At 65.6% G+C, this 22,112-nt stretch carries 21 protein-coding genes and 4 tRNA genes; 22 read left to right on the forward strand and 3 right to left on the reverse strand.

The window, feature by feature from the left end; translation table 11 throughout:
- The first annotated feature begins 119 nt into the window (after positions 1-119).
- From acpP to nagZ, 16 genes are all read left to right on the forward strand, one after another.
- On the forward strand, positions 120-359 hold the full coding sequence (gene acpP, locus CFB43_RS05650) for an acyl carrier protein (RefSeq protein WP_004197638.1): 240 nt from the start codon (positions 120-122) through the stop codon (positions 357-359).
- 164 nt (positions 360-523) lie between these two features.
- Entirely contained in the window at positions 524-1,756 is a 1,233-nt protein-coding gene (gene fabF / locus CFB43_RS05655) for a beta-ketoacyl-ACP synthase II (protein WP_089494372.1), read from the forward strand.
- Between the two features lie 12 nt (positions 1,757-1,768).
- A complete protein-coding gene (locus CFB43_RS05660; protein WP_089494373.1) occupies positions 1,769-2,233 on the forward strand; it encodes a hypothetical protein in 465 nt (154 codons plus the stop codon).
- A gap of 91 nt (positions 2,234-2,324) precedes the next feature.
- Entirely contained in the window at positions 2,325-2,924 is a 600-nt protein-coding gene (gene rpoE / locus CFB43_RS05665; protein WP_006490873.1) for an RNA polymerase sigma factor RpoE, read from the forward strand.
- An 86-nt stretch (positions 2,925-3,010) separates the two neighbouring features.
- The gene (locus tag CFB43_RS05670) at positions 3,011-3,628 is read left to right on the forward strand and encodes a sigma-E factor negative regulatory protein (protein WP_089494374.1); all 618 of its coding nucleotides are present in this window, start codon (positions 3,011-3,013) and stop codon (positions 3,626-3,628) included.
- A 5-nt stretch (positions 3,629-3,633) separates the two neighbouring features.
- Entirely contained in the window at positions 3,634-4,686 is a 1,053-nt protein-coding gene (locus CFB43_RS05675; RefSeq protein ID WP_059527587.1) for a MucB/RseB C-terminal domain-containing protein, read from the forward strand.
- Between the two features lie 16 nt (positions 4,687-4,702).
- Positions 4,703-6,205: a DegQ family serine endoprotease gene (locus CFB43_RS05680; RefSeq protein WP_089494375.1), complete on the forward strand. Its 1,503-nt coding sequence runs from the start codon at positions 4,703-4,705 to the stop codon at positions 6,203-6,205.
- A gap of 7 nt (positions 6,206-6,212) precedes the next feature.
- Positions 6,213-6,455, forward strand: coding sequence for a glutaredoxin family protein (locus CFB43_RS05685; protein WP_089494376.1), 243 nt, complete (start codon positions 6,213-6,215; stop codon positions 6,453-6,455).
- 160 nt (positions 6,456-6,615) lie between these two features.
- Positions 6,616-8,409: a translation elongation factor 4 gene (lepA, locus tag CFB43_RS05690; protein WP_089494377.1), complete on the forward strand. Its 1,794-nt coding sequence runs from the start codon at positions 6,616-6,618 to the stop codon at positions 8,407-8,409.
- A 16-nt stretch (positions 8,410-8,425) separates the two neighbouring features.
- Positions 8,426-9,319 carry a signal peptidase I gene (gene lepB / locus CFB43_RS05695; RefSeq protein WP_027788005.1) on the forward strand — a complete coding sequence of 298 codons (894 nt, stop codon included), beginning with the start codon at positions 8,426-8,428 and terminating at the stop codon, positions 9,317-9,319.
- A gap of 154 nt (positions 9,320-9,473) precedes the next feature.
- Positions 9,474-10,700 carry a ribonuclease III gene (rnc, locus tag CFB43_RS05700; RefSeq protein WP_089494378.1) on the forward strand — a complete coding sequence of 409 codons (1,227 nt, stop codon included), beginning with the start codon at positions 9,474-9,476 and terminating at the stop codon, positions 10,698-10,700.
- 60 nt (positions 10,701-10,760) lie between these two features.
- Entirely contained in the window at positions 10,761-11,660 is a 900-nt protein-coding gene (era, locus tag CFB43_RS05705; protein WP_006476493.1) for a GTPase Era, read from the forward strand.
- On the forward strand, positions 11,647-12,483 hold the full coding sequence (gene recO, locus CFB43_RS05710; protein ID WP_011351416.1) for a DNA repair protein RecO: 837 nt from the start codon (positions 11,647-11,649) through the stop codon (positions 12,481-12,483). Before era ends, recO begins: the two co-directional genes overlap by 14 nt.
- Positions 12,480-13,256 (forward strand): pyridoxine 5'-phosphate synthase, encoded by a 777-nt coding sequence (gene pdxJ / locus CFB43_RS05715; RefSeq protein ID WP_046545252.1) that lies wholly within the window; start codon positions 12,480-12,482, stop codon positions 13,254-13,256. Before recO ends, pdxJ begins: the two co-directional genes overlap by 4 nt.
- A gap of 72 nt (positions 13,257-13,328) precedes the next feature.
- Entirely contained in the window at positions 13,329-13,760 is a 432-nt protein-coding gene (acpS, locus tag CFB43_RS05720; protein ID WP_089494379.1) for a holo-ACP synthase, read from the forward strand.
- Positions 13,761-13,776: 16 nt separating this feature from the next.
- Complete coding sequence (nagZ, locus tag CFB43_RS05725; RefSeq protein ID WP_089494380.1) at positions 13,777-14,805, forward strand: beta-N-acetylhexosaminidase; 1,029 nt, start codon at positions 13,777-13,779, stop codon at positions 14,803-14,805.
- Between the two features lie 189 nt (positions 14,806-14,994).
- Here nagZ and CFB43_RS05730 read toward each other — a convergent pair whose 3' ends face one another.
- From CFB43_RS05730 to earP, 3 genes are all read right to left on the reverse strand, one after another.
- Positions 14,995-16,380: a sigma-54-dependent transcriptional regulator gene (locus tag CFB43_RS05730; RefSeq protein WP_089494381.1), complete on the reverse strand. Its 1,386-nt coding sequence runs from the start codon at positions 16,378-16,380 to the stop codon at positions 14,995-14,997.
- 269 nt (positions 16,381-16,649) lie between these two features.
- On the reverse strand, positions 16,650-17,207 hold the full coding sequence (gene efp / locus CFB43_RS05735) for an elongation factor P (RefSeq protein WP_011351421.1): 558 nt from the start codon (positions 17,205-17,207) through the stop codon (positions 16,650-16,652).
- Between the two features lie 127 nt (positions 17,208-17,334).
- Positions 17,335-18,528, reverse strand: a complete 1,194-nt coding sequence (gene earP / locus CFB43_RS05740; RefSeq protein ID WP_089494382.1) for an elongation factor P maturation arginine rhamnosyltransferase EarP — start codon at positions 18,526-18,528, stop codon at positions 17,335-17,337.
- Between the two features lie 76 nt (positions 18,529-18,604).
- Between earP and uvrC the strand changes: the two genes are divergently transcribed.
- The 6 genes from uvrC (at position 18,605) to CFB43_RS05770 (ending at position 21,949) form a co-directional block, all read left to right on the forward strand.
- Entirely contained in the window at positions 18,605-20,638 is a 2,034-nt protein-coding gene (uvrC, locus tag CFB43_RS05745) for an excinuclease ABC subunit UvrC (RefSeq protein ID WP_089494383.1), read from the forward strand.
- 82 nt (positions 20,639-20,720) lie between these two features.
- On the forward strand, positions 20,721-21,308 hold the full coding sequence (pgsA, locus tag CFB43_RS05750; protein ID WP_011351424.1) for a CDP-diacylglycerol--glycerol-3-phosphate 3-phosphatidyltransferase: 588 nt from the start codon (positions 20,721-20,723) through the stop codon (positions 21,306-21,308).
- Between the two features lie 135 nt (positions 21,309-21,443).
- Positions 21,444-21,519, forward strand: a tRNA-Gly gene (locus CFB43_RS05755).
- Positions 21,520-21,572: 53 nt separating this feature from the next.
- Positions 21,573-21,648: transfer RNA gene (locus CFB43_RS05760), tRNA-Gly, on the forward strand.
- A gap of 51 nt (positions 21,649-21,699) precedes the next feature.
- Positions 21,700-21,775 (forward strand) — tRNA-Gly (locus tag CFB43_RS05765).
- 100 nt (positions 21,776-21,875) lie between these two features.
- A tRNA-Cys gene (locus CFB43_RS05770) sits at positions 21,876-21,949 on the forward strand.
- Positions 21,950-22,112: the final 163 nt, after the last annotated feature.

Raw genomic sequence — 22,112 nt, forward strand, 5'->3', positions numbered from 1 at the left:
TATCCCGTTTTTCAGGCGGATCGGCGCTTGATCGACCATCAAGCCACCGCGCGTTTTGGCGTCAGCAAACCTGATAAAATGCGCGCACTTGTAAATCTGAACTTTCCCTCGGAGGGGTAATGGACAACATCGAACAACGTGTCAAGAAGATCGTCGCTGAACAACTGGGCGTCGCGGAAGCCGAGATCAAGAACGAAGCTTCGTTCGTGAACGACCTGGGCGCCGACTCGCTCGACACGGTCGAGCTGGTGATGGCTCTGGAAGACGAGTTCGGCATGGAAATCCCGGACGAAGAAGCAGAGAAGATCACGACCGTTCAGCAAGCGATCGACTACGCTCGCGCAAACGTCAAGGCGTAAGCGCCTTTCGCGCTTGTCCGCCACGTCGCCGCGATCTTCGCGATTGACGCGCCATCCTGCCGGCTTTGCGCCGGACGGACTAACAGCCACAGGGCTCGCAGGGCTGGTTCCTGTGGCCTCTGTGGCTTTTGTTTTTGTCATCCAATAATGGAAAAGAGGTTACCGTGAGCCGCCGTCGTGTTGTTGTTACAGGCCTGGGGCTGATTTCGCCTGTTGGCAATAATGTTGCCGACGGCTGGGCCAATCTCGTCGCCGGCAAGTCCGGTATCGCCACCGTCACGAAGTTCGATGCGTCGAACCTCGCCTGCCATTTCGCGGGCGAAGTGAAGGGTTTCAGCGCCGAGGAGTACATCCCGGCGAAGGAAGCCCGGAGCATGGATACGTTCATCCATTACGGCATCGCCGCCGGCGTCCAGGCCATCAAGGACAGCGGGCTGGAAGTGAACGAAGCCAATGCGGAACGCATCGGCGTGATGGTCGGTTCCGGCATCGGCGGCCTGCCGATGATCGAAGATACGCACCAGACCTACGTCGATCGCGGCCCGCGCCGGATTTCGCCATTCTTCGTGCCGGGTTCGATCATCAACATGATCTCGGGTCACCTGAGCATCATGTTCGGCCTGAAGGGCCCGAACCTCGCGGCCGTGACGGCCTGCACGACCGGCCTGCACAGCATCGGCCTCGCAGCGCGCCTGATCCAGGCCGGCGACGCCGACGTGATGGTTGCGGGCGGCGCCGAATCGACCGTGTCGCCGCTCGGCATCGGCGGTTTCGCGGCAGCGCGTGCGCTGTCGACCCGCAACGACGATCCGGCCAGCGCATCCCGTCCGTGGGACAAGGACCGCGACGGCTTCGTGCTGGGCGAGGGTGCCGGCGTGATGGTGCTCGAGGAGTACGAAGCGGCGAAGGCGCGCGGCGCGAAGATCTACGCGGAAGTCTCGGGCTTCGGCATGACGGGCGACGCATACCACATGACCGCGCCGAACATGGACGGCCCGCGCCGCTGCATGGTCGCGGCACTGCGCGACGCCGGCGTGAACGCGGACGAGGTCCAGTACCTGAACGCGCACGGCACGTCGACGCCGCTGGGCGACAAGAACGAGTCCGACGCGGTGAAGGCGGCCTTCGGCGAGCATGCGTACAAGCTCATCGTGAACTCGACGAAGTCGATGACGGGCCACCTGCTGGGCGGCGCGGGCGGCCTCGAATCGGTGTTCACGGTGCTGGCGCTGCACAACAACGTGTCGCCGCCGACCATCAACATCTTCAACCAGGACCCGGAGTGCGATCTCGACTACTGCGCGAACACAGCGCGTGACATGAAGATCGACGTTGCCGTGAAGAACAACTTCGGCTTCGGCGGTACCAACGGCACGCTGGTGTTCAAGCGCGTCTGACGCCGCAATCGCTTGACGAGTCCATTCGATGCTCCGGCCGGGCGCCCGCAACGCTTTGCGTTGCGGGCCTCGGCCGTGTCGTATTTCGTGCTGGCCGTGTTCGTCGCGTCGGCTACCGCGTCGGCCTATCTGTTCTGGGCGCCGCGCGCGGGCGCGGCCGTCGGCGCAGGCGTGTCAGCCGTGACGGCCGCGCTGCTGGCCGTGTGCGCTGCGCGGGCCTGTGCCCGCCGGCTGCCGGCCGAGTTGCAGATCGATGCATTCGGGGAAGTCGCGGCGTTTGGCCGCACCGGGCGCCTGCTGGCACGCGGCCGCGTGACGGGGCATGCGCACTGGAGCAGCCTGCTGCTGGTGCTGTCGGTCGGGCAGGGCGCCCGGCGGGCCCGGCCGCTGCTGATTCCGGCCGATGCGCTCGACGCCGCATCGTTCAGCGCGCTGTCCGTGCTGGCGAGAACGGCGGGCGCGGCGGGGCGGGTTTGACGGCGGCACGGTTACCTACCGTAACCAGCGGCCGGCGCGGGAACGCTACAATAGCGCTCCGCGTTGCATCCCTAGTTAACGGATTTGTCAGGTGAGTGAAAAAGAAATCGATCAGGCTCTGGTCGAGCGCGTACAGAAGGGCGACAAGGCAGCGTTCGAACTCCTGGTCTCCAAATACCACCGCAAGATCATTCGGCTGATTTCGCGCCTCGTGCGGGATCCCGCCGAGGTCGAGGATGTGGCCCAGGACGCGTTCATCAAGGCGTATCGTGCGCTGCCGCAATTCCGCGGCGAGTCGGCGTTCTATACGTGGTTGTACCGAATTGCCGTCAACACGGCGAAGAACTACCTTGCGACGCAAGGCCGCCGGGCGCCGACTTCGACGGAGGCCGATGCGGAGGAAGCGGAAACTTTCTCCGACGCAGACCAACTAAGGGATATCAACACGCCTGAGTCGATGTTGATGAGCAAGCAGATTGCCGAGACGGTCAACGCTGCCATGGCTCTGCTGCCCGAAGAACTGCGCCAGGCAATTACGCTGCGCGAGATCGAGGGCCTGAGCTACGAAGAGATCGCGGAAATGATGGGCTGTCCGATCGGGACGGTCCGGTCGCGGATCTTCCGCGCACGCGAGGCAATCGCTGCCAAATTGCGTCCGCTGCTCGATACGCCCGAAGGCAAGCGCTGGTAAGCGCGACAGGCGGAGCGACGCGGGTCGGGGTCTAGTTACGGTTAGAGTCGTGATGTCACGACGGGGTGTGCAAGATGGGGAGCATCATGGGGTCGGTCAATACGCAGTCGCAAGCGTGCTCGCGCGGCGAGCGCCTTTCCGCGCTGGTCGACGGCGAAATGTTCGAGGGCCCGGACAACGGGCAGTTTCTAGCTGAGCTCAACCGCGCGGATCGCGCCACGTGGGCCCATTACCACCTGATCGGCGATGCGCTGCGCTCGGACGAACTCGCGCTGTCGCCCGCGCTGAGCGTGGCGTTCACCGCGCGCATGTCGGCTGCGCTCGAAAGCGAGCCGCACCTGCTCGCGCCGGCGGCCGCACCCGTTGCGCGCAAGCTTCTGTCGCTGCGCCGGCGCGTCGTGCCCGCGTTCGCGGTCGCTGCCGCAGCGGCCACGCTGACGTGGATCGTCGTCCCGCAAATGCAGACGGCCGGTGCCCCGGGCGCCGTCCAGGTCGCGTCGGCCGGTGCGCCGCAAGGCGGCAACCTGCAGCGCGTGACGGTTGCGCAGGCATCGGCCCAGCCGGGCCTGCAGGACGTCAACATCATCCGCGACGCCAGCCTCGACCAATATCTTGAAGCGCACCAGCAATTCGCGCAGCAGCCCGTCGTCACGGGTTCGATGCCGCTGATCCGCGCTGCCGTGACCACCACGCCAGGCCAATAAACCCGATGCGGACATTGCAGTTGAATCACGCCATCTCCGGATGGAAGCGGCTGCCGGCCCTCCTGCTTTGCGCAGCCGCCCTGTTGTCCGTTCAATCCCTTCCTGCCAGCGCCCAGCAACCGGACGATCCCGTCGCGACCCGCAAGGGTGCCGCCGACTGGCTCGACCGCGTCCAGCAAGCGGCGCAGCAGCAGAGCTACGAAGGCACGTTCGTCTACCAGCGCGGCGGGTATGTGCAGTCGTCGCGCATCGCGCACGTCGCGTCCCGCGACGGCGAGTTCGAGCGCATCGAGACGCTCGACGGCAAGCCGCGCAAGCTGCTGCGACATAACGACGAGCTGTACACGTTCGTGCCCGAGCGCAAGCTGTGCGTGGTCGAGCGCCGTCAGACGCGTGACTCGTTCCCCGCGCTGCTCGGCGCGAGCGGCGAGCACGTGATGTCCGTCTACGACGCGAAGTCGCTCGGCAAGGACCGCGTGGCAGGGATCGACGCGCAGGTCGTCGAACTCGTGCCGAAGGATGCGTACCGTTTCACGTACAAGCTGTGGGCGGACGCGCGCACGGGGCTGCTGCTGCGCTCGCAGACGCTCGATGCGAACGATCACGTGCTCGAGCAGATCGCGTTCTCGCAACTGCAGACGGGCGGTGCAAGCGGCGACAAGGCCGCGATCGCGGCCGGCATGCGCAACCTGAGCGGCTGGACGGTCGTGCGGCCGCCGGTCGCGACGGTCGACATGGAAGCGCAGGGCTGGCAGCTTGCCCCGAGCGTGGCCGGTTTCCAGAAGATTCGTGAAGTGCGCCGGCCGATGGCCGCGCGCGACGCGGGCGAGCCGCCGATCCCGGTCGATCAGGCCGTCTTCACCGACGGTCTCGCGACGATCTCGGTTTTCATCGAGCCGGCCGAAAAGAATACGCGCAAGGAAGGCGCGGGCAGCACCGGCGCAACGAACGTGCTCGTGAAGCGCCGTGGCGACTACTGGATCACCGTACTCGGAGAAGTGCCGCCGGCTACGTTGCAGCAGTTCGCGTCTGCCATAGAATACAAGGCTTCCAAGTAACGCTACGGCTTCCGACATGATGAAACTCGCGCTGCGCAAATGGCTCGCGGCGGCGGCGCTGTCTGCCTGCCTGCCGCTCGTGCCGCATACCGCGTTTGCGGTGACGGCTCCCGCTGCCAGTCTGCCCGACTTCGCCGATCTGGTCGAAAAGGTCGGGCCGGCCGTCGTGAACATCCGGACCACCGCCAACGTGCCGACGAGCAGCGGCCCGCGCGGCATGCTTCCGCCGGGCTTCGACAACGGCGACATGTCGGAATTCTTCCGCCGCTTCTTCGGCATTCCTTTGCCGCAGGCGCCGGGCAACGGTAGCGGCAATGGCGGCGGCAATCCGAAGAACGCGCCGACGCCGGACAATCCGCCCGACACCGAACAGAATCGCGGCGTCGGCTCGGGCTTCATCGTGTCGGCCGACGGCTACGTGATGACCAATGCGCACGTCGTCGACGATGCGGACACCATCTACGTGACGCTGACCGACAAGCGCGAATTCAAGGCGAAGCTGATCGGCGTCGACGATCGCACGGACGTCGCTGTCGTCAAGATCCAGGCGTCGAACCTGCCGGTCGTCGCGATCGGCGATTCGAACAAGGTGCGCGTTGGCGAGTGGGTCGTCGCGATCGGTTCGCCGTTCGGCCTCGACAACACGGTCACGGCCGGCATCGTCAGCTCGAAGAGCCGCAATACGGGTGACTACCTGCCGTTCATCCAGACCGACGTCGCCGTGAACCCCGGCAACTCGGGCGGCCCGCTGATCAACATGCAGGGCGAGGTGATCGGCATCAACTCGCAGATCTACAGCCGTACCGGCGGCTTCATGGGCATCTCGTTCGCGATTCCGATCGACGAGGCGATGCGCGTGGCCGACCAGCTGAAGGCGACGGGCAAGGTCACGCGCGGCCGGATCGCGGTGGCGATCGGCGAGGTGACGAAGGACGTGGCCGATTCGATCGGGTTGCCGAAGGCCGAGGGCGCGCTCGTCAGCAGCGTCGAGCCGGGTGGCCCGGCCGACAAGGCGGGTATCCAGCCGGGCGACATCATCCTGAAGTTCAATGGCCGTTCTGTCGACACGGCTTCGGATCTGCCGCGCATGGTCGGCGACACGAAGCCCGGCACGAAGGCGACGGTCAGCGTATGGCGCAAGGGTCAGGCACGCGATCTGCCGATCACGATCGCGGAAACGCCGGCCGAAACGACGGCAAAGGCCGAGCAGCGCAAGAACACGCCGCAGAAGCCGCGCCAGACCAATTCGCTCGGTCTGACGGTCAGCGACCTGACGGCGGAGCAGATGAAGACGCTGAAGCTGAAGAACGGCGTGCAGATCGACGGCGTCGACGGCCCGGCCGCCCGTGCGGGCCTGCAGCGCGGTGACATCGTGCTGCGCGTCGGCGACACCGACATCACGAACGCGAAGCAGTTCGCCGACGTGACCGCGCAGCTCGATCCGCAGAAGGCGGTCGCGGTGCTGGTGCGGCGTGGCGACAACACGCAGTTCGTGCCCGTGCGGCCGCGCCAGAAGTAACGCGCCGATGTTCACGCTCTACGGCCGCGGCTGGTGCCACCTGTGCGACGACCTGCGCGACGCACTGGCGCCGGTGGCGGCCGAATTCGGCGTCGCGGTCGATTACGTCGACATCGACACCGATCCGACACTCGTCGCCCGCTACGACGAGGACGTGCCCGTACTGTTGCTGGACGGGGCGGAGGTATGCCGCCACCGGTTCGACGACGCGCGGGTGCGCGACGCGCTGGCGGCCCGGCGCCGAGCCTGACTTGCCGATGGCGGGTGTCGTTTCGCACGGGGCTTGGCCCGGCGTTGGAAATACCGCCCGGCAAAGGCCTTTTCGGCTAAAATAAGCTGTTTTTTCACCGACTTACACAAGGCGTGCTCTGCAGTCGTCGAGCGCGCCTTTTTCGCTTGATCGGCACTGAATGGATCATATTCGCAATTTCTCGATCATCGCGCACATCGACCATGGCAAGTCGACGCTCGCGGATCGCATCATCCAGGTATGCGGCGGCCTCGCCGACCGTGAAATGGAAGCGCAGGTGCTCGACTCGATGGATATCGAGCGCGAGCGCGGCATCACGATCAAGGCGCAGACTGCCGCGCTGTCCTATCGCGCGCGCGACGGCAAGGTCTACAACCTGAACCTGATCGACACGCCGGGGCACGTCGACTTCTCGTACGAAGTCAGCCGTTCGCTGTCCGCGTGCGAAGGCGCACTGCTGGTCGTCGATGCGAGCCAGGGCGTCGAGGCGCAAACCGTCGCGAACTGCTATACGGCGATCGAGCTCGGCGTCGAGGTCGTTCCCGTGCTGAACAAGATCGACCTGCCGGCCGCGAACCCCGAGAACGCGATCGAGGAGATCGAGGACGTGATCGGCATCGACGCGACCGACGCGACGCGTTGCAGCGCGAAGACGGGCCTCGGCGTCGAGGACGTGCTCGAGTCGCTGATCGCGAAGGTGCCGCCGCCGAAGGGCGACCCGGCCGCGCCGCTGCAGGCGCTCATCATCGATTCGTGGTTCGACAACTACGTCGGCGTCGTGATGCTGGTGCGCATCGTCAACGGCACGCTGCGCCCGAAGGACAAAATCAAGATGATGGCGACCGGCGCGCAGTATCCGGTCGAGCACGTTGGCGTGTTCACGCCGAAGTCGCGCAATCTCGACTCGCTGTCGGCAGGGCAGGTGGGCTTCATCATCGCCGGTATCAAGGAGCTGACGGCCGCGAAGGTGGGCGACACCGTCACGCACGCAACCAAGGCCGCCGCCGAGCCGCTGCCGGGCTTCAAGGAAGTGAAGCCGCAGGTGTTCGCGGGGCTGTATCCGGTCGAGGCGAACCAGTACGACGCGCTGCGCGAATCGCTCGAGAAGCTGAAGCTGAACGATGCCTCGCTGCAGTACGAGCCGGAAGTGTCGCAGGCGCTCGGTTTCGGTTTCCGTTGCGGCTTCCTCGGGCTGCTGCACATGGAAATCGTGCAGGAGCGGCTCGAGCGCGAGTTCGACATGGATCTCATCACGACCGCACCGACGGTCGTCTACGAGGTCGTGCAGAGCGACGGCTCGACGATCATGGTCGAGAACCCGGCGAAGATGCCGGAGCCGGGCCGCATCGCAGAAGTCCGCGAGCCGATCGTCACCGTGAACCTGTACATGCCGCAGGATTACGTGGGCTCGGTGATCACGCTGTGCGAGCAGAAGCGCGGCTCGCAGATCAACATGCAGTATCACGGCCGCCAGGTGCAGCTCACGTACGAGATCCCGATGGCCGAGATCGTGCTCGACTTCTTCGATCGCCTGAAGTCGGTATCGCGCGGCTATGCGTCGATGGACTACGAGTTCAAGGAGTACCGTTCGTCGGACGTCGTGAAGGTCGACATGCTGATCAACGGCGACAAGGTCGATGCGCTGTCGATCATCGTGCACCGTTCGCAGTCGCAATACCGAGGCCGCGAAGTGGCCGCGAAGATGCGCGAGATCATCCCGCGCCAGATGTACGACGTGGCGATCCAGGCCGCGATCGGCGCGCACATCGTCGCACGCGAGAACATCAAGGCGCTGCGCAAGAACGTGCTCGCGAAGTGCTACGGCGGCGACATCACGCGAAAGAAGAAGCTGCTCGAGAAGCAGAAGGAAGGCAAGAAACGAATGAAGCAGGTGGGCTCGGTCGAGATCCCGCAGGAAGCGTTCCTTGCGATCTTGCGCGTCGAAGACAAATAACAGGACTGATCCTTTTATGAATTTTGCGCTGATTCTTTTTGTGCTCGTCATCTTGACGGGCGTAGCGTGGGTGCTGGACAAACTGGTGTTCCTGCCGCAGCGTCGCAAGGCGGCCGACTCGGCGATCGAGGAGTTCGATCGCCAGCAGTCGCGCATCGACAAGCGCTTCGCGGATGAAAACGCGGTGCAGACGCGTTCGAAGCTGCGTGACGAGAAGCTGCGCCAGCCGTGGTGGCTCGAGTACACGGCGAGCTTCTTCCCGGTGATCCTGGCGGTGTTCGTCGTGCGTTCGTTCGTCGTCGAGCCGTTCAAGATTCCGTCGGGCTCGATGGTGCCGACGCTGCTCGTCGGCGATTTCATCCTCGTCAACAAGTTCGAATACGGGCTGCGCCTGCCGGTCACGAACACGAAGATCACGCAGGGCAGCCCGCTGTCGCGCGGCGACGTCGTCGTGTTCCGTTATCCGAAGGACGAGTCGGTCGACTACATCAAGCGTGTGATCGGCCTGCCGGGCGATACCGTCGCATACCAGGACAAGCAGCTCACGATCAACGGCCAGCCGGTGCCCGAAACGCCGCTGCCCGATTTCTTCGACGACGAGCGCCAGAACTACGCGAAGCAGTTCGAGGAAACGATCGGCAACAAGAAGAACGCGATCCTCAACAACCCGGCCGTGCCGCCGTTCGTGATGGGCGCATACGACTATCCGTTTCGCGACAACTGCACGTACAACAGCCGCGGCGTGATCTGCAAGGTGCCGCCCGGTCACTACTTCATGATGGGCGACAACCGCGACAACAGTGCGGACAGCCGCTACTGGGGTTTCGTGCCGGACCAGAACATCGTCGGCCGCGCGTTCTTCATCTGGATGAACTTCAGCGACCTCAAGCGCATCGGTTCCTTCAACTGATCGCAATCGACTCACTCGCACTACGCGACGCACGGGCCGCGTCGCGTAGTGCCGAACTACTTTAAGCACCGGCGGTAACACCGCCTCGTCACGCCTTTTCGCGTCCGGCCGTGCCGTTTCGGCCCGACCGGGCGCCCGCGTTATACTCCTGCACATGCCCTCATCCCAGTTGGAAAGCCGGCTGCGCTACGAATTTCGCAATGCGGAATTGTTGCGCCAGGCTTTGACCCATCGTAGTCACAGTGCCACGCACAACGAACGGCTCGAGTTTCTCGGCGATTCCGTTCTGAATTGCGCGGTGGCTGCCCTTTTGTTCCAGCGTTTCAGCAAGCTGGACGAAGGCGATCTGTCGCGCGTCCGCGCCAATCTCGTCAAACAGCAGTCGCTGTACGAAATTGCTCAGGCCCTGAATATCTCGGACGGACTGCGGCTCGGCGAGGGCGAGCTGCGCAGCGGCGGGTTCCGCCGCCCGTCGATCCTCGCGGACGCGTTCGAAGCCATCATCGGGGCCGTATTCCTCGATGGCGGCTTCGAAGCCGCCCAAGGGGTCATCAAGCGCCTCTATATCCCGATTCTCGACCATATCGATCCGCGCACGCTCGGCAAGGACGCGAAGACGCTGCTGCAGGAATACCTGCAGGGGCACAAGATCGCGCTGCCGACCTACACGGTGGTCGCGACGCATGGTGCGGCGCACAATCAGCAATTCGAAGTCGAATGCACGGTGCCGAAGCTCGACGTGAAGGTGTCGGGCTCCGGTGCGAGCCGGCGCGCAGCCGAGCAGGCTGCCGCGAAGAAGGCGCTCGATGAAGTGATGGCGGCCGCGCCGATGTTGGCCGCGAAGCCGAAGCGCTCGAAAAACGCGCGCGGGTCGAAACACGTCGAACCTGAAATCGTGCCGGGCGTGAAGGGCGTGCAGGAAGCGCTCGACCTGCGCTCGCCGGAGCGGAAGGAACGCGCGGCGGCGCGCGAGGCGAGGGCGGCCGGTGCGGCGCCTGCGGCAACCGCTCCGGCCGGCACCGAGACGGCCGCGGCGCCGATGGCCGCGATTCGCGCGGCGCATGTCGACGCGGCGGCGGAAAAGGGCGAACGGGCGGCGAAGCCGGCGGCCGACAAGGCTGTCGACAAGCCGGCCGAGCGAGCCGACAAGGTCGCGGAGAAGGCCGCGGAAGCCGTGCCCGCTGCACGCGCAGCCGACAAGCCGGCTGGCCAGGCCGCCGATCCGGCATCGTCGTCCGCCGACAAGTCTTCCGCCGGTACCGACCCCGCTTCGCGTGCGGCTGCGCGCACACGCGACGCCGCGGCACCGGATGCCGAGACGCCGCCGGGCGGCGCGAGCCTCGCCGCCGCGCAGGCGCGCGTGGCCGATGCCGACCACTGAATTGCCCATCGATCGTGCCGCGCGCCGCGCGGCCGTTTCCGAACCTGTCTCCCAAACGATATGAACACTCCCGCTCCTACCGGTTTCCGTTGCGGCATGATCGCGATCGTGGGCCGCCCGAACGTCGGCAAGTCGACGTTGATGAACGCACTCGTCGGCCAGAAGATCAGCATCACGTCGCGCAAGGCGCAGACGACCCGCCACCGCATCACCGGCATCAATACGTTCGACGACGCGCAATTCGTGTTCGTCGACACGCCGGGTTTCCAGACCCGCCACAGCACCGCGCTGAACCGTTCGCTGAACCGTGCGGTCACGTCGACGCTCACGTCGGTCGACGTGATCCTGTTCGTGATCGAGGCCGGCCGCTTCGGCCCCGACGACCAGAAGGTGCTCGACCTGATCCCGCCCGGCATGCCGACGCTGCTGATCGCGAACAAGATCGACCGCGTGAACGACAAGGCCACGCTGTTCCCGTTCATGCAGAAGGTGAGCGAGCTGCGCGAATTCACCGAGCTCGTGCCGCTGTCGGCGCAGAAGCCGGAAGACATCAAGCGCCTGCTGGACACGATCAAGCCGTACCTGCCGGAAGGCGAGCCGATCTACGGCGAGGACGAGCTGACCGACCGCAGCTCGCGTTTCCTCGCAGCCGAAATCCTGCGCGAGAAGGTGTTCCGCTGGACCGGCGACGAACTGCCGTACACGAGCACCGTGCTGATCGACAAGTTCGAGGAAGAAGGGCGCCTGAAGCGCATCTTCGCGACGATCCTCGTCGAGCGTGATTCGCACAAGGCGATGGTGATCGGCAAGAAGGGCGAGAAGCTCAAGCAGATCAGCACCGAAGCGCGGATGGACATGGAGAAGCTGTTCGACGGCCCCGTGTACCTCGAGACCTTCGTGAAGGTGAAGAGCGGCTGGGCCGACAACGAGGCGGGGCTGCGCGCCTATGGGTACGAATGACGCGCTGACGTCGACTGAAGACGCGGTGACGGCCGGCGCGAACGACGCGCCGCTGCCGGCACCGCCTGAACCGCCGCGCAAGGCGCGGCGCGCGACGTCACGCACGTCCGATTTCCGCGTCGCCGAGCAGCCGGCGTACGTGCTGCACAGTTATCCGTATCGGGAAACGAGCCTGATCATCGACGTGCTGACGCGTGATCATGGCCGGCTCGCGCTGGTCGCGAAGGGCGCGAAGCGCCCGCATTCCGCGCTGCGCGGCGTACTGCAGACCTTCCAGCCGCTGCTGTTGTCCTGGTCGGGCAAATCCGAGGTACGCACACTGACGGGCGCCGAGTGGGTCGGCGGGATGCTGCCGCTCGGCGGCGACGGGCTCTTGTGCGGCTTCTACGCGAACGAGCTGCTCGTGAAATTCTGCGCACGCGAGGATCCCCAGCCGCCGCTCTTCAATCATTACGTGCTGACCCTCACGCGCCTTGCGCACGGCGAACCCGCGGTGCAGGTGCTGCGCTCGTTCGAGCGCGTGCTGCTGCGCGAGACCGGCTACGCGATGGCGCTGAACCGCACGGTCGCGCGCCGCGCGGTCGAGCCTGATCGTCGCTACGTGTTCGATCCCGAGCGTGGCGTGCGCAATGCGGACGACGAAGTCCCGTCGCACTGGCCGGTCATTTCCGGACAGACGTTGCTCGATATGGAGCAGGACGATTACCATCGAGCCCAGACGGTTGCGCAAAGTAAGACGCTGATGCGCTTCCTGCTGAACACCTATCTCGGCGGCACGCCGCTTGCCACGCGTCAGATCCTGATCGACCTGCAAAACCTATGAGCTTCTTCCTGACCACGCCCACCGCCATCGACCTCGGCGTCAACATCGACCACGTCGCGACGCTGCGCAATGTGCGCGGCACGACCTATCCCGATCCGATCCGCGCGGCGCTCGCCGCCGAAGAAGCCGGTGCGGATGCGATCACGCTGCACCTGCGCGAGGATCGCCGCCACATCGTCGATGCGGATGTGCGCAAGCTGCGTCCGCTGCTGAAGACGCGCATGAACCTCGAATGCGCGGTGACGGCCGAGATGCTCGATATCGCCTGCGAAGTGCGTCCGCACGACGCGTGCCTCGTGCCCGAGAAGCGCGAGGAACTGACGACCGAAGGCGGTCTCGATGTCGCCGGCCACTTCGAGGCCGTGCGTGCGGCATGCAAGCAGCTTGCCGACGTGGGCGTGCGCGTGTCGCTGTTCATCGATCCGGACGAGACGCAGATCCGTGCCGCGCACGAAGCGGGCGCGCCGGTGATCGAGCTGCATACGGGCCGTTACGCCGAAGCGCACGACGAAGCCGAGCAGCAGCGCGAATACGAGCGCATCGTCGCGGGCGTTCAGGCCGGCGCGCAGCTCGGCCTGAAGGTCAATGCCGGTCATGGCCTGCACTACACGAACGTGCAGCAGATCGCCGCGATCGACGGCATCGTCGAACTGAACATCGGCCACGCGATCGTCGCGCACGCGATTTTCGCGGGCTGGGACAACGCGGTGCGCGAAATGAAGGCGATCATGGTCGCCGCACGCGTTGCCGCGCTGCATGGCGGCGCGCGCTGAAGATGGCATGCCGCCGCGCGTCGCGCGTCATGCCTGACCCGGCCCGGCCGGGTCGTACCGGCGCGTACTGACATGGCGATCTACGGCATCGGTACCGACATCGCCCAGGTGAGCCGCATCGCGGCCGTGCTCGAACGCACGGGCGGCCGGTTTGCCGAGAAGGTGCTGGGTCCCGACGAGCTGCGCGTGTTCCATGCGCGCCGCGCCCGCTCCGAGGCGCGCGGCATCGCGTTCCTCGCGACGCGCTTTTCCGCGAAGGAAGCGTTCTCGAAGGCGATCGGGCTCGGCATGCACTGGCCGATGACGTGGCGTGCGCTGCAGACCCTCAACCATCCGAGCGGCGAGCCGTACGTGGTCGCGTCGGGCGAGCTGGCCGACTGGCTGGCGGCCCGCGGCATCACGGCGCGCGTGACGGTCAGCGACGAACGCGACTATGCGGTGTCGTTCGTGGTCGCCGAGACGGACGCGGCGCCTGCACCTGTTTCCCGAACCTCCTCCTCCTGACGGAATTCCCGATTCGATGAAAACGACTCCCGGCCCGGTCATGCTCGACGTCGTCGGCACGGCCCTGTCGCGCGACGATGCGCGGCGCCTCGCGCATCCGAATACCGGCGGCGTGATCCTGTTCGCCCGGCACTTCCAGAACCGCGCGCAACTGACCGCGCTGACCGACTCGATCCGCGCGGTGCGCGAAGACATCCTGATCGCCGTCGATCACGAAGGCGGGCGCGTGCAGCGTTTCCGCACCGACGGCTTCACGGTGCTGCCCGCGATGCGCCGCCTGGGCGAGCTGTGGGATCGCGACGTGCTGCTCGCGACGAAGGTCGCCACGGCCGTCGGCTACATCCTGGCCGCCGAGCTGCGTGCATGCGGCATCGACATGAGCTTCACGCCCGTGCTCGACCTCGACTACGGGCACTCGAAAGTGATCGGCGATCGCGCGTTCCATCGTGATCCGCGCGTCGTGACGCTGCTCGCGAAGAGCCTGAACCACGGGCTGTCGCTCGCCGGGATGGCGAACTGCGGCAAGCATTTCCCGGGGCACGGCTTCGCGGAGGCCGACTCGCACGTCGCGCTGCCGACCGACGACCGTACGCTCGACGCGATCCTCAAGCAGGACGTCGCACCGTACGACTGGCTCGGTTTGTCGCTGTCCGCGGTGATTCCCGCGCACGTGATCTACACGCAGGTCGACAAGCGGCCGGCCGGTTTCTCGCGCGTGTGGCTGCAGGACATTCTGCGCGGACGGCTCGGCTTCACGGGCGCGATCTTCAGCGACGACCTGTCGATGGAAGCCGCGCGCGAAGGCGGCACGCTCACGCAGGCGGCCGACGCCGCACTCGCGGCCGGTTGCGACATGGTGCTCGTCTGCAACCAGCCGGACGCGGCCGAGGTCGTGCTGAACGGGCTGAAAGCGCGGGCCACGGACGAGTCGGTGCGACGCATCAAGCGGATGCGTGGGCGCAGCAAGGCGCTCAAATGGGACAAGCTGATCGCGCAGCCCGAGTATCTGCAGGCGCAGGCGCTGTTGAACAGTGCACTGGCCTGAGCGGGGAGGGGATGGCGCGATCCGCGCCATTCCGGTTACCAAAACAGAAAGCCGCGCAATCGCGCGGCTTTTTCATGCCTTCCCGCCGGTGCGAACCCGGCAGCTTCTGGAGTCAGGCAGGTCGACGCAGTGTGCTTTGGTGCAACTAACGGTCAAGCCCTACCAGAGCCCCCAAGCATCGCCGCCTGCTCAGTTCACCTTCATCCGCTGCAGCTTGTTGTACAGCGTCTTCGGACTGATGCCGAGCAGCGTTGCCGCACGGTGGCGCGTGCCGCCGACGGCGTCGAGCGTCGCGCGGATCAGCAGATCCTCGACGTCGGACAGCGGCGTGCCGACCTTGATCTGCACGCTGCTGCCGTTCAGTGCGGCGCCGGCCGAGAAGCTCGGCTCGCCCGCGCGCAGCGTCTCGATGAAATCGCCCGATGCGTCGTACGCGAAGCGCACGCGCTCCTGCAACTCGCGCACGTTACCCGGCCATTCGTAGGACAGGCATTCACGGACGAAGCCCGGCGCCGTGCGCTTGTCGGTCGTGCTGCGGCCGGTTGCGCGCGCGTCGCGATTCAGTTCGTCGATCAGCGCATCCGCGATCGCGAGCGCATCGCCGTCGCGATCGCGCAGCGGCGGCATCGTGATCGATGCCGCATCGAGGCGCAGCCACAGATCCTCGCGCAGCGTGCCGTTCGCGACCGCTTCGCGCGCCGGGCGGCGCGTGGTCGCGATCAGCCGGAAATCGCTCGTGATCGAGCTCGTGCCGCCGATCCGCATGAAGTTCTGCGAATCGAGCGCATGCAGCAGCGCTTCCTGCAGCACGAGCGGTAGTGCGGTGATTTCGTCGAGGAACAGCGTGCCGCCGCCGGCCTGTTCGAACAGGCCCGATTCGCGGCGCTCGGCGCCATCGAACGCACCGCGCTCATGGCCGAACAGCACGCTGTCGAGCGACGCACCGTGCCGGCCGGCCTGTGCGATCGTCCGGCAGTCGAACGACACGAACGGCCCCTTGCGGCGCCGGCTCAGGTCGTGCAGCGTGCGCGCCGCCAGCTTCTTGCCGGTACCGGCTTCGCCCGAGAACAGCACCGCCGTTTCGGTGCGCGCGTTGTGCTCGATCATGTCGTACACGTGCTGCATCGCGTCGCTGCGGCCGACCAGCGCGCCGAAGCGGCCGAGATGGCGCAGCGACGCGCGCAGCGACTGCACTTCGTCGATCAGTTCGTACGGACGCGGGATCCGCGCGAGCAGGCTGCGCAGGCGCGGGATGTTGATCGGCTTCAGCAGGTAGTCCCAGATGCCGTGACGCAGCCCCTCGATGGCGCTCTCGACCGTGGCATTGCCGGTCAGCACGATGACGGGCAGCGAGCCGTTCGGCTGTTGCTGCGGCAGGTGCTGGAGCAGGTCGAACCCGCTGCCGTCCGGCAGGTTCAAGTCGACCAGAACGACATCGGGAATCGAGCGGCCGAGCGCCGTGCGCGCTTCTGCGAGCGACGTGGCCGTGTCGACCGAGAAGCCGTCCGCGGCGAGCAGCGCGGTGAGGCCGGACAGACTGTTGGGATCGTCTTCGACAATCAGGGCGTGTGGCATGGTGGACGCAAGTCGAGTCAAGAGAGGCGGGCTGTCGGCCATCGTGACCGCAGCCGCATGTCAGATTAAAAACTGATTTTATGCCCCGCTGAACGCGTAACGAGCAATATTTCTCCGGCGCTATAAAACAGTTACCGATGATACAAATTGAATATCTTTACCGGTGGCTTTTGTGCTTTACATGAGCCTGACTCTCGCCCGGTTGTTGGCGCCGGACAAACAAAAAGCGCCCCGAAGGGCGCTTTGTTCGATGCGGGTATCGCTGGCGATTACGCGCGGCTGCGGTATTCGTTCGTACGCGTATCGATTTCGATCTTGTCGCCGGTGTTGCAGAACAGCGGCACTTGCAGTTCGAAGCCCGTTGCGAGCTTGGCGTTCTTCAGCACCTTGCCCGACGACGTGTCACCCTTGACTGCCGGTTCCGTGTAGGTGATCTCGCGAACCAGGACCGTCGGCAGTTCGACCGAGATTGCCTTCTCGTTGTAGAACACGACTTCGCAAGCCATGCCGTCTTCGAGGTAGTTCAGCGCTTCGCCCATCATTTCCGCTTCGACTTCGAACTGGTTGTAGTCGGCGTCCATGAACACGTACATCGGATCGGCGAAGTACGAGTACGTCACTTCCTTGCGGTCGAGCACGACGACGTCGAACTTGTCGTCAGCCTTGTAGACCGCTTCCTGGCCTGCGTTCGTCAGCAGGTTCTTCATCTTCATCTTGACGACGGCGGAGTTGCGGCCCGACTTGTTGTATTCAGCCTTGGCGATGACCCATGCGTCGCTGCCGATCTGCACGACGTTGCCTACGCGGAGTTCCTGTGCGGTTTTCATAAAAAACTGTCCTGATCAAATCAAATAAATAGGTGCCTGAGCGTTGCGCAACGGCTGACGGCGCAAGCGGTGCGTTCCGGTGGACGCCAAAAGCGAGCGCTTGCCTGGTCAGCCGTCGGATAACCGCTTATTTTAACTGAGATTTTGCGTATTCCGCCAGCTTTCCGGCGAGATCGCCGACGGCCGCGAGCGCATCGGCCCAGCGGGCCGCGTTGGCGTCCAGTGCGGCGCGGTGCTGCCAGAAATCGGCCCAGTCGGGCGTGCCGACGCCGTTCCATGCATGCCAGAACCGTTCGAGCGCCGCGCGCGGCGCGTCGGCGAGGCCGGCCGACAGGTGCGCGAGCGCGGCGTCGAGCTTCGGCAGGTGGACGTCGTCGGCCTGCGGGTAGATGTGCCACACGAACGGTTTGCAGGCCCACTGCGCCCGGACGAACGAATCCTCGCCGCGCACGAAATTGAGGTCGGCCACCCACAGCAACGGATCGAATTCGGCCTGGGGGACGAACGCGAGCCCGTGGGCAGTCAGGTTGCCGCTGCGCGCATGCGTGCCCGCGCCGAACGACTCGACCCCGAAAAAACGCGCAACGGCAGGCGACACGCGGCCGGCCGGCACGAGCGCGACGACCGGTGTCGGGCCGTCGCGCCACTGCGCGAGCAGCGTGTCGACGGCCGGATTCTCGTACGCGAACAGGCTGACGACCGTCGTGCCGGGGGCCGGCGGTGCGCCGCCGGTCGCGCGCTGCCACCAGGCGTCGCGCGCCGCCGCGTCGGCGTCGAAGGCCGTGCGGCGCGCATCGAGGTCGTGTTCCTTCGGGACGCCGCCGGTGCCGGCCGACAGGCCGGGGAAGAAAAACGTCTTCAGCAGCGGGTAGCGCGGATGCGGCGACGGCCGCAGATGGAAATCGGCGACCCAGTCCTCGGCGCTCAGGTATTCGAGGTTGATCCACACCGGGCGCCGTTCGCGCCGCGCCATCGCCGCGAGATACGCGCCGGGCAGCTCGCACGCAAACGCTTCGATGACGACATCGGCGATCTCCAGCGCGTCGCCGGCTTGCGCATGCCAGTGCTCGATCACGATCGCGTCGACCGTCTGCCGCCCCGCGTCGGGATCGACCCCGGGCAGCAGGCGCGCGAACGTGCGCAGGTCGTCGACGAACAGGCGAACCTGCCAGCCGTGCTCGTGCGCGAGCTGGCGCGCGACGCGCCAGCAGACGCCGATGTCGCCGAAATTGTCGACCACCGTGCAGAAGAGGTCGCAGGCGATCGGTTCGCGCGGCGCGAGCGGCGCGGCGGGCCGGGGGGCAGCGGTGGTGCGGGGCATCGAAGCGGGCCGGTGAATGCTCTAAACTGGCGATTCTAATAGACCCGTTCCGCGTTACAAGGCGCCCGGATCACGCATGACATCCCCTGAAGCTTCCGATACCCCGTTCGAACCGAAGAAGATCCTTGCGCAGTTGCCGCACATGCCGGGCGTCTATCGCTACTACGACACGGCGGGCGCCGTGCTCTATGTCGGCAAGGCGCGCGACCTGAAGAAGCGCGTATCGAGCTATTTCACGAAGACGCAGCTGTCGCCGCGCATCGCGATGATGGTCACGCGCATCGCGCGCATCGAGACGACCGTCACGCGCTCGGAGGCCGAGGCGCTGCTGCTCGAGAACAACCTGATCAAGGCGCTCGCGCCGCGCTACAACATCCTGTTTCGCGACGACAAGTCGTATCCGTACCTGAAGCTCACCGCGCACCGTTTTCCGCGGATGGCCTACTACCGCGGCTCGGTCGACAAGCAGAACCAGTATTTCGGGCCGTTCCCGAGCGCCTGGGCCGTGCGCGAGAGCATCCAGATCCTGCAGCGCGTGTTCCAGCTGCGCACCTGCGAGGATTCGGTCTTCAACAACCGTACGCGGCCGTGCCTGCTGCACCAGATCGGGCGCTGCACGGCGCCGTGCGTCGGCGCGATCTCCGACGAGGATTACGCGATCGACGTATCGAACGCCGCGCGTTTCCTGCTCGGCCGGCAGTCCGAAGTGATGAAGGAACTCGAGCAGAAGATGCACGCGTTCGCGGCCGAACTGAAATTCGAGCAGGCGGCGGCCGTGCGCAACCAGATGAGCTCGCTCGCGACGGTGCTGCACCAGCAGGCGATCGAGGTCGGCAGCGACAGCGACGTCGACATCCTGGCCGTCGTCGCGCAAGGCGGGCGCGTGTGCGTGAACCTCGCGATGGTGCGCGGCGGCCGGCATCTCGGCGACAAGGCGTATTTCCCGACGCACGTCGAAAGCGCGCTGACGCTCGCCGAGGGCGGTATCGGCGACGAGTCCGAACTGGCGGAGGCGGCCGATGCGTCCGCCGATACATTGCCGGACCTGCCCGCGGAAGAACCCGGCCGCACGGGCGGTGACGCGGGGGCGTCGGTCGAGGCCGAAGTGCTCGACGCGTTCATCGCGCAGCACTATCTCGGCAACCGCGTGCCGCCGGTGCTGGTCGTGAGTCATGCGCCCGCGAGCCGCGACCTGCTCGAGCTGCTGTCCGAGCAGGCCGGCCACAAGGTGTCGCTGGTGCGGCAGCCGCAGGGGCAGCGGCGCGCGTGGCTGTCGATGGCCGAGCAGAATGCGCAGATCGCGCTCATGCGGTTGCTGTCCGAGCAGGGCTCGCAGCAGGCGCGCACGCGCGCGCTCGCGGAGACGCTCAGCTACGAATGCGACGATCTCGCGACGCTGCGGATCGAATGCTTCGACATCAGCCACACGATGGGCGAGGCGACGCAGGCGTCGTGCGTGGTCTACCACCATCACAAGATGCAGTCGGGCGAATACCGCCGCTACAACATCACCGGGATCACGCCCGGCGACGACTACGCGGCGATGCGGCAGGTGCTTACGCGCCGCTACGAGAAGATGGTCGAGCAGGCCGCGCAGGCGGCTGCCGCCGACGATGCGGCCGGCATCGACGGCGAGTCGACGCGCCAGGCCGAGGCGTCGAGCCTGCTGCCGAACATCGTGCTGATCGACGGCGGCAAGGGTCAGGTCGAAATCGCGCGCCAGGTGTTCACCGAGCTCGGTCTCGACACGTCGATGCTGGTTGGCGTCGCGAAAGGCGAGGGGCGCAAGGTCGGCCTCGAGACGCTCGTGTTCGCGGACGGCCGCACGCCGCTCGAACTCGGCAAGGAAAGCGCCGCGCTCATGCTCGTCGCGCAGATCCGCGACGAGGCGCACCGTTTCGCGATCACCGGCATGCGTGCCAAGCGGGCGAAGGCGCGCCAGACATCGCGGCTCGAGGAACTCGAGGGCGTCGGCGCGAAGCGCCGGCAGCGGCTGCTCGCGCGGTTCGGCGGGTTGCGCGGCGTGGTGGCCGCGAGCGTCGAGGAACTCGCGAGCGTCGAGGGCATCTCGCACGCGCTCGCCGAGCAGATCTACAAGCAGCTTCACTGACGCGGCCGTGCGGCCGGCCGCCGTTCTTGTGGCAGGCCGGTCGACACGGCACAATTGCGAATCCTTTACTGTCCCGCATGCCATGCCGTTCAATTTCCCGATTTTCCTGACGTGGGTACGGATCGTGCTGATTCCGCTCGTCGTCGGCGTGTTCTATCTGCCGGACACGGTGATGGGCGGCGCGCACCGCAATCTCGCGGCGGCGGCGATCTTCATTCTTGCGGCGCTGACCGACTGGTTCGACGGCTATCTGGCCCGCAAGTGGAACCAGACGTCGTCGTTCGGTGCATTTCTCGATCCGGTGGCGGACAAGCTGATGGTGACGGCCGCGCTGCTGATCCTCGTGCAGATTTCGCGGGTCGACGCGGCAATCGCACTCGTGATCGTCGGCCGCGAGATCGCGATTTCGGCGCTGCGCGAGTGGATGGCGCAGATCGGCGCGTCGAAGAGCGTCGCGGTGAACCAGCTCGGCAAGTTCAAGACGGCATGCCAGATGGTCGCGATTCCGATGCTGCTGTTCTACGGGCCGCTGCCGCTCGGCGTCGCGACGATCGACACGCGCGTGTGGGGTGAATGGCTGATGTATCTCGCCGCGGTGCTGACGATCTGGTCGATGCTGTACTACATGAAGCTCGCGTGGCCGCAGATTCGCGAGCGCGGCGGCGCGTGAAGCGTCCGGTCGAGCAGGTTTTTGGAAAAAGGGCTGGAAAAGCCCTTGACACACGAATGTGCCTTCGACATAATCTCGCTTCTCCGCTGCACGACGAAGTAAGTGTGTGACGGGGAAGCAGTAACGCAGCAATACGCGGGAGTAGCTCAGTTGGTAGAGCGCAACCTTGCCAAGGTTGAGGTCGCGAGTTCGAGACTCGTCTCCCGCTCCAGATTTTTTCTGGCAGCGTGTTGGTCGGCAAAGCGCTGCAGATGCAGGACACATGCGGGAGTAGCTCAGTTGGTAGAGCGCAACCTTGCCAAGGTTGAGGTCGCGAGTTCGAGACTCGTCTCCCGCTCCAGATTTTTCTGGCAGCGTGTTGGTCGGCGAAGCGCTGCAGATGCAGGACAATGCGGGAGTAGCTCAGTTGGTAGAGCGCAACCTTGCCAAGGTTGAGGTCGCGAGTTCGAGACTCGTCTCCCGCTCCAAGTAATGGGGAAGCCACGCTTCCCTTTTTATTTGATGGACTTTCCGTCCTCGAATAAAAAATCTGTCGCTTGCCTCACGGCATTCGCACAGTCCGCTTTTGGCGCGATAGCAAAGCGGTTATGCAGCGGCCTGCAAAGCCGTTTAGGCCGGTTCGACTCCGGCTCGCGCCTCCAGATAAAGCCCCGCTTCGGCGGGGCTTTTCTTTTTTCTGCGCCCGGAGCCACTTTCCCCGACTCCCCGACGTTGCAACCGCCAAGCGTCCGACGTTCGACGCGCGGATTGAACATGAGTCGTCTGGAACGAAATTCACGTATGCGTTACGAGGCTGAAACGAAC

It is taken from the genome of Burkholderia sp. AU15512, assembly GCF_002223325.1.
Lineage (GTDB): Bacteria > Pseudomonadota > Gammaproteobacteria > Burkholderiales > Burkholderiaceae > Burkholderia.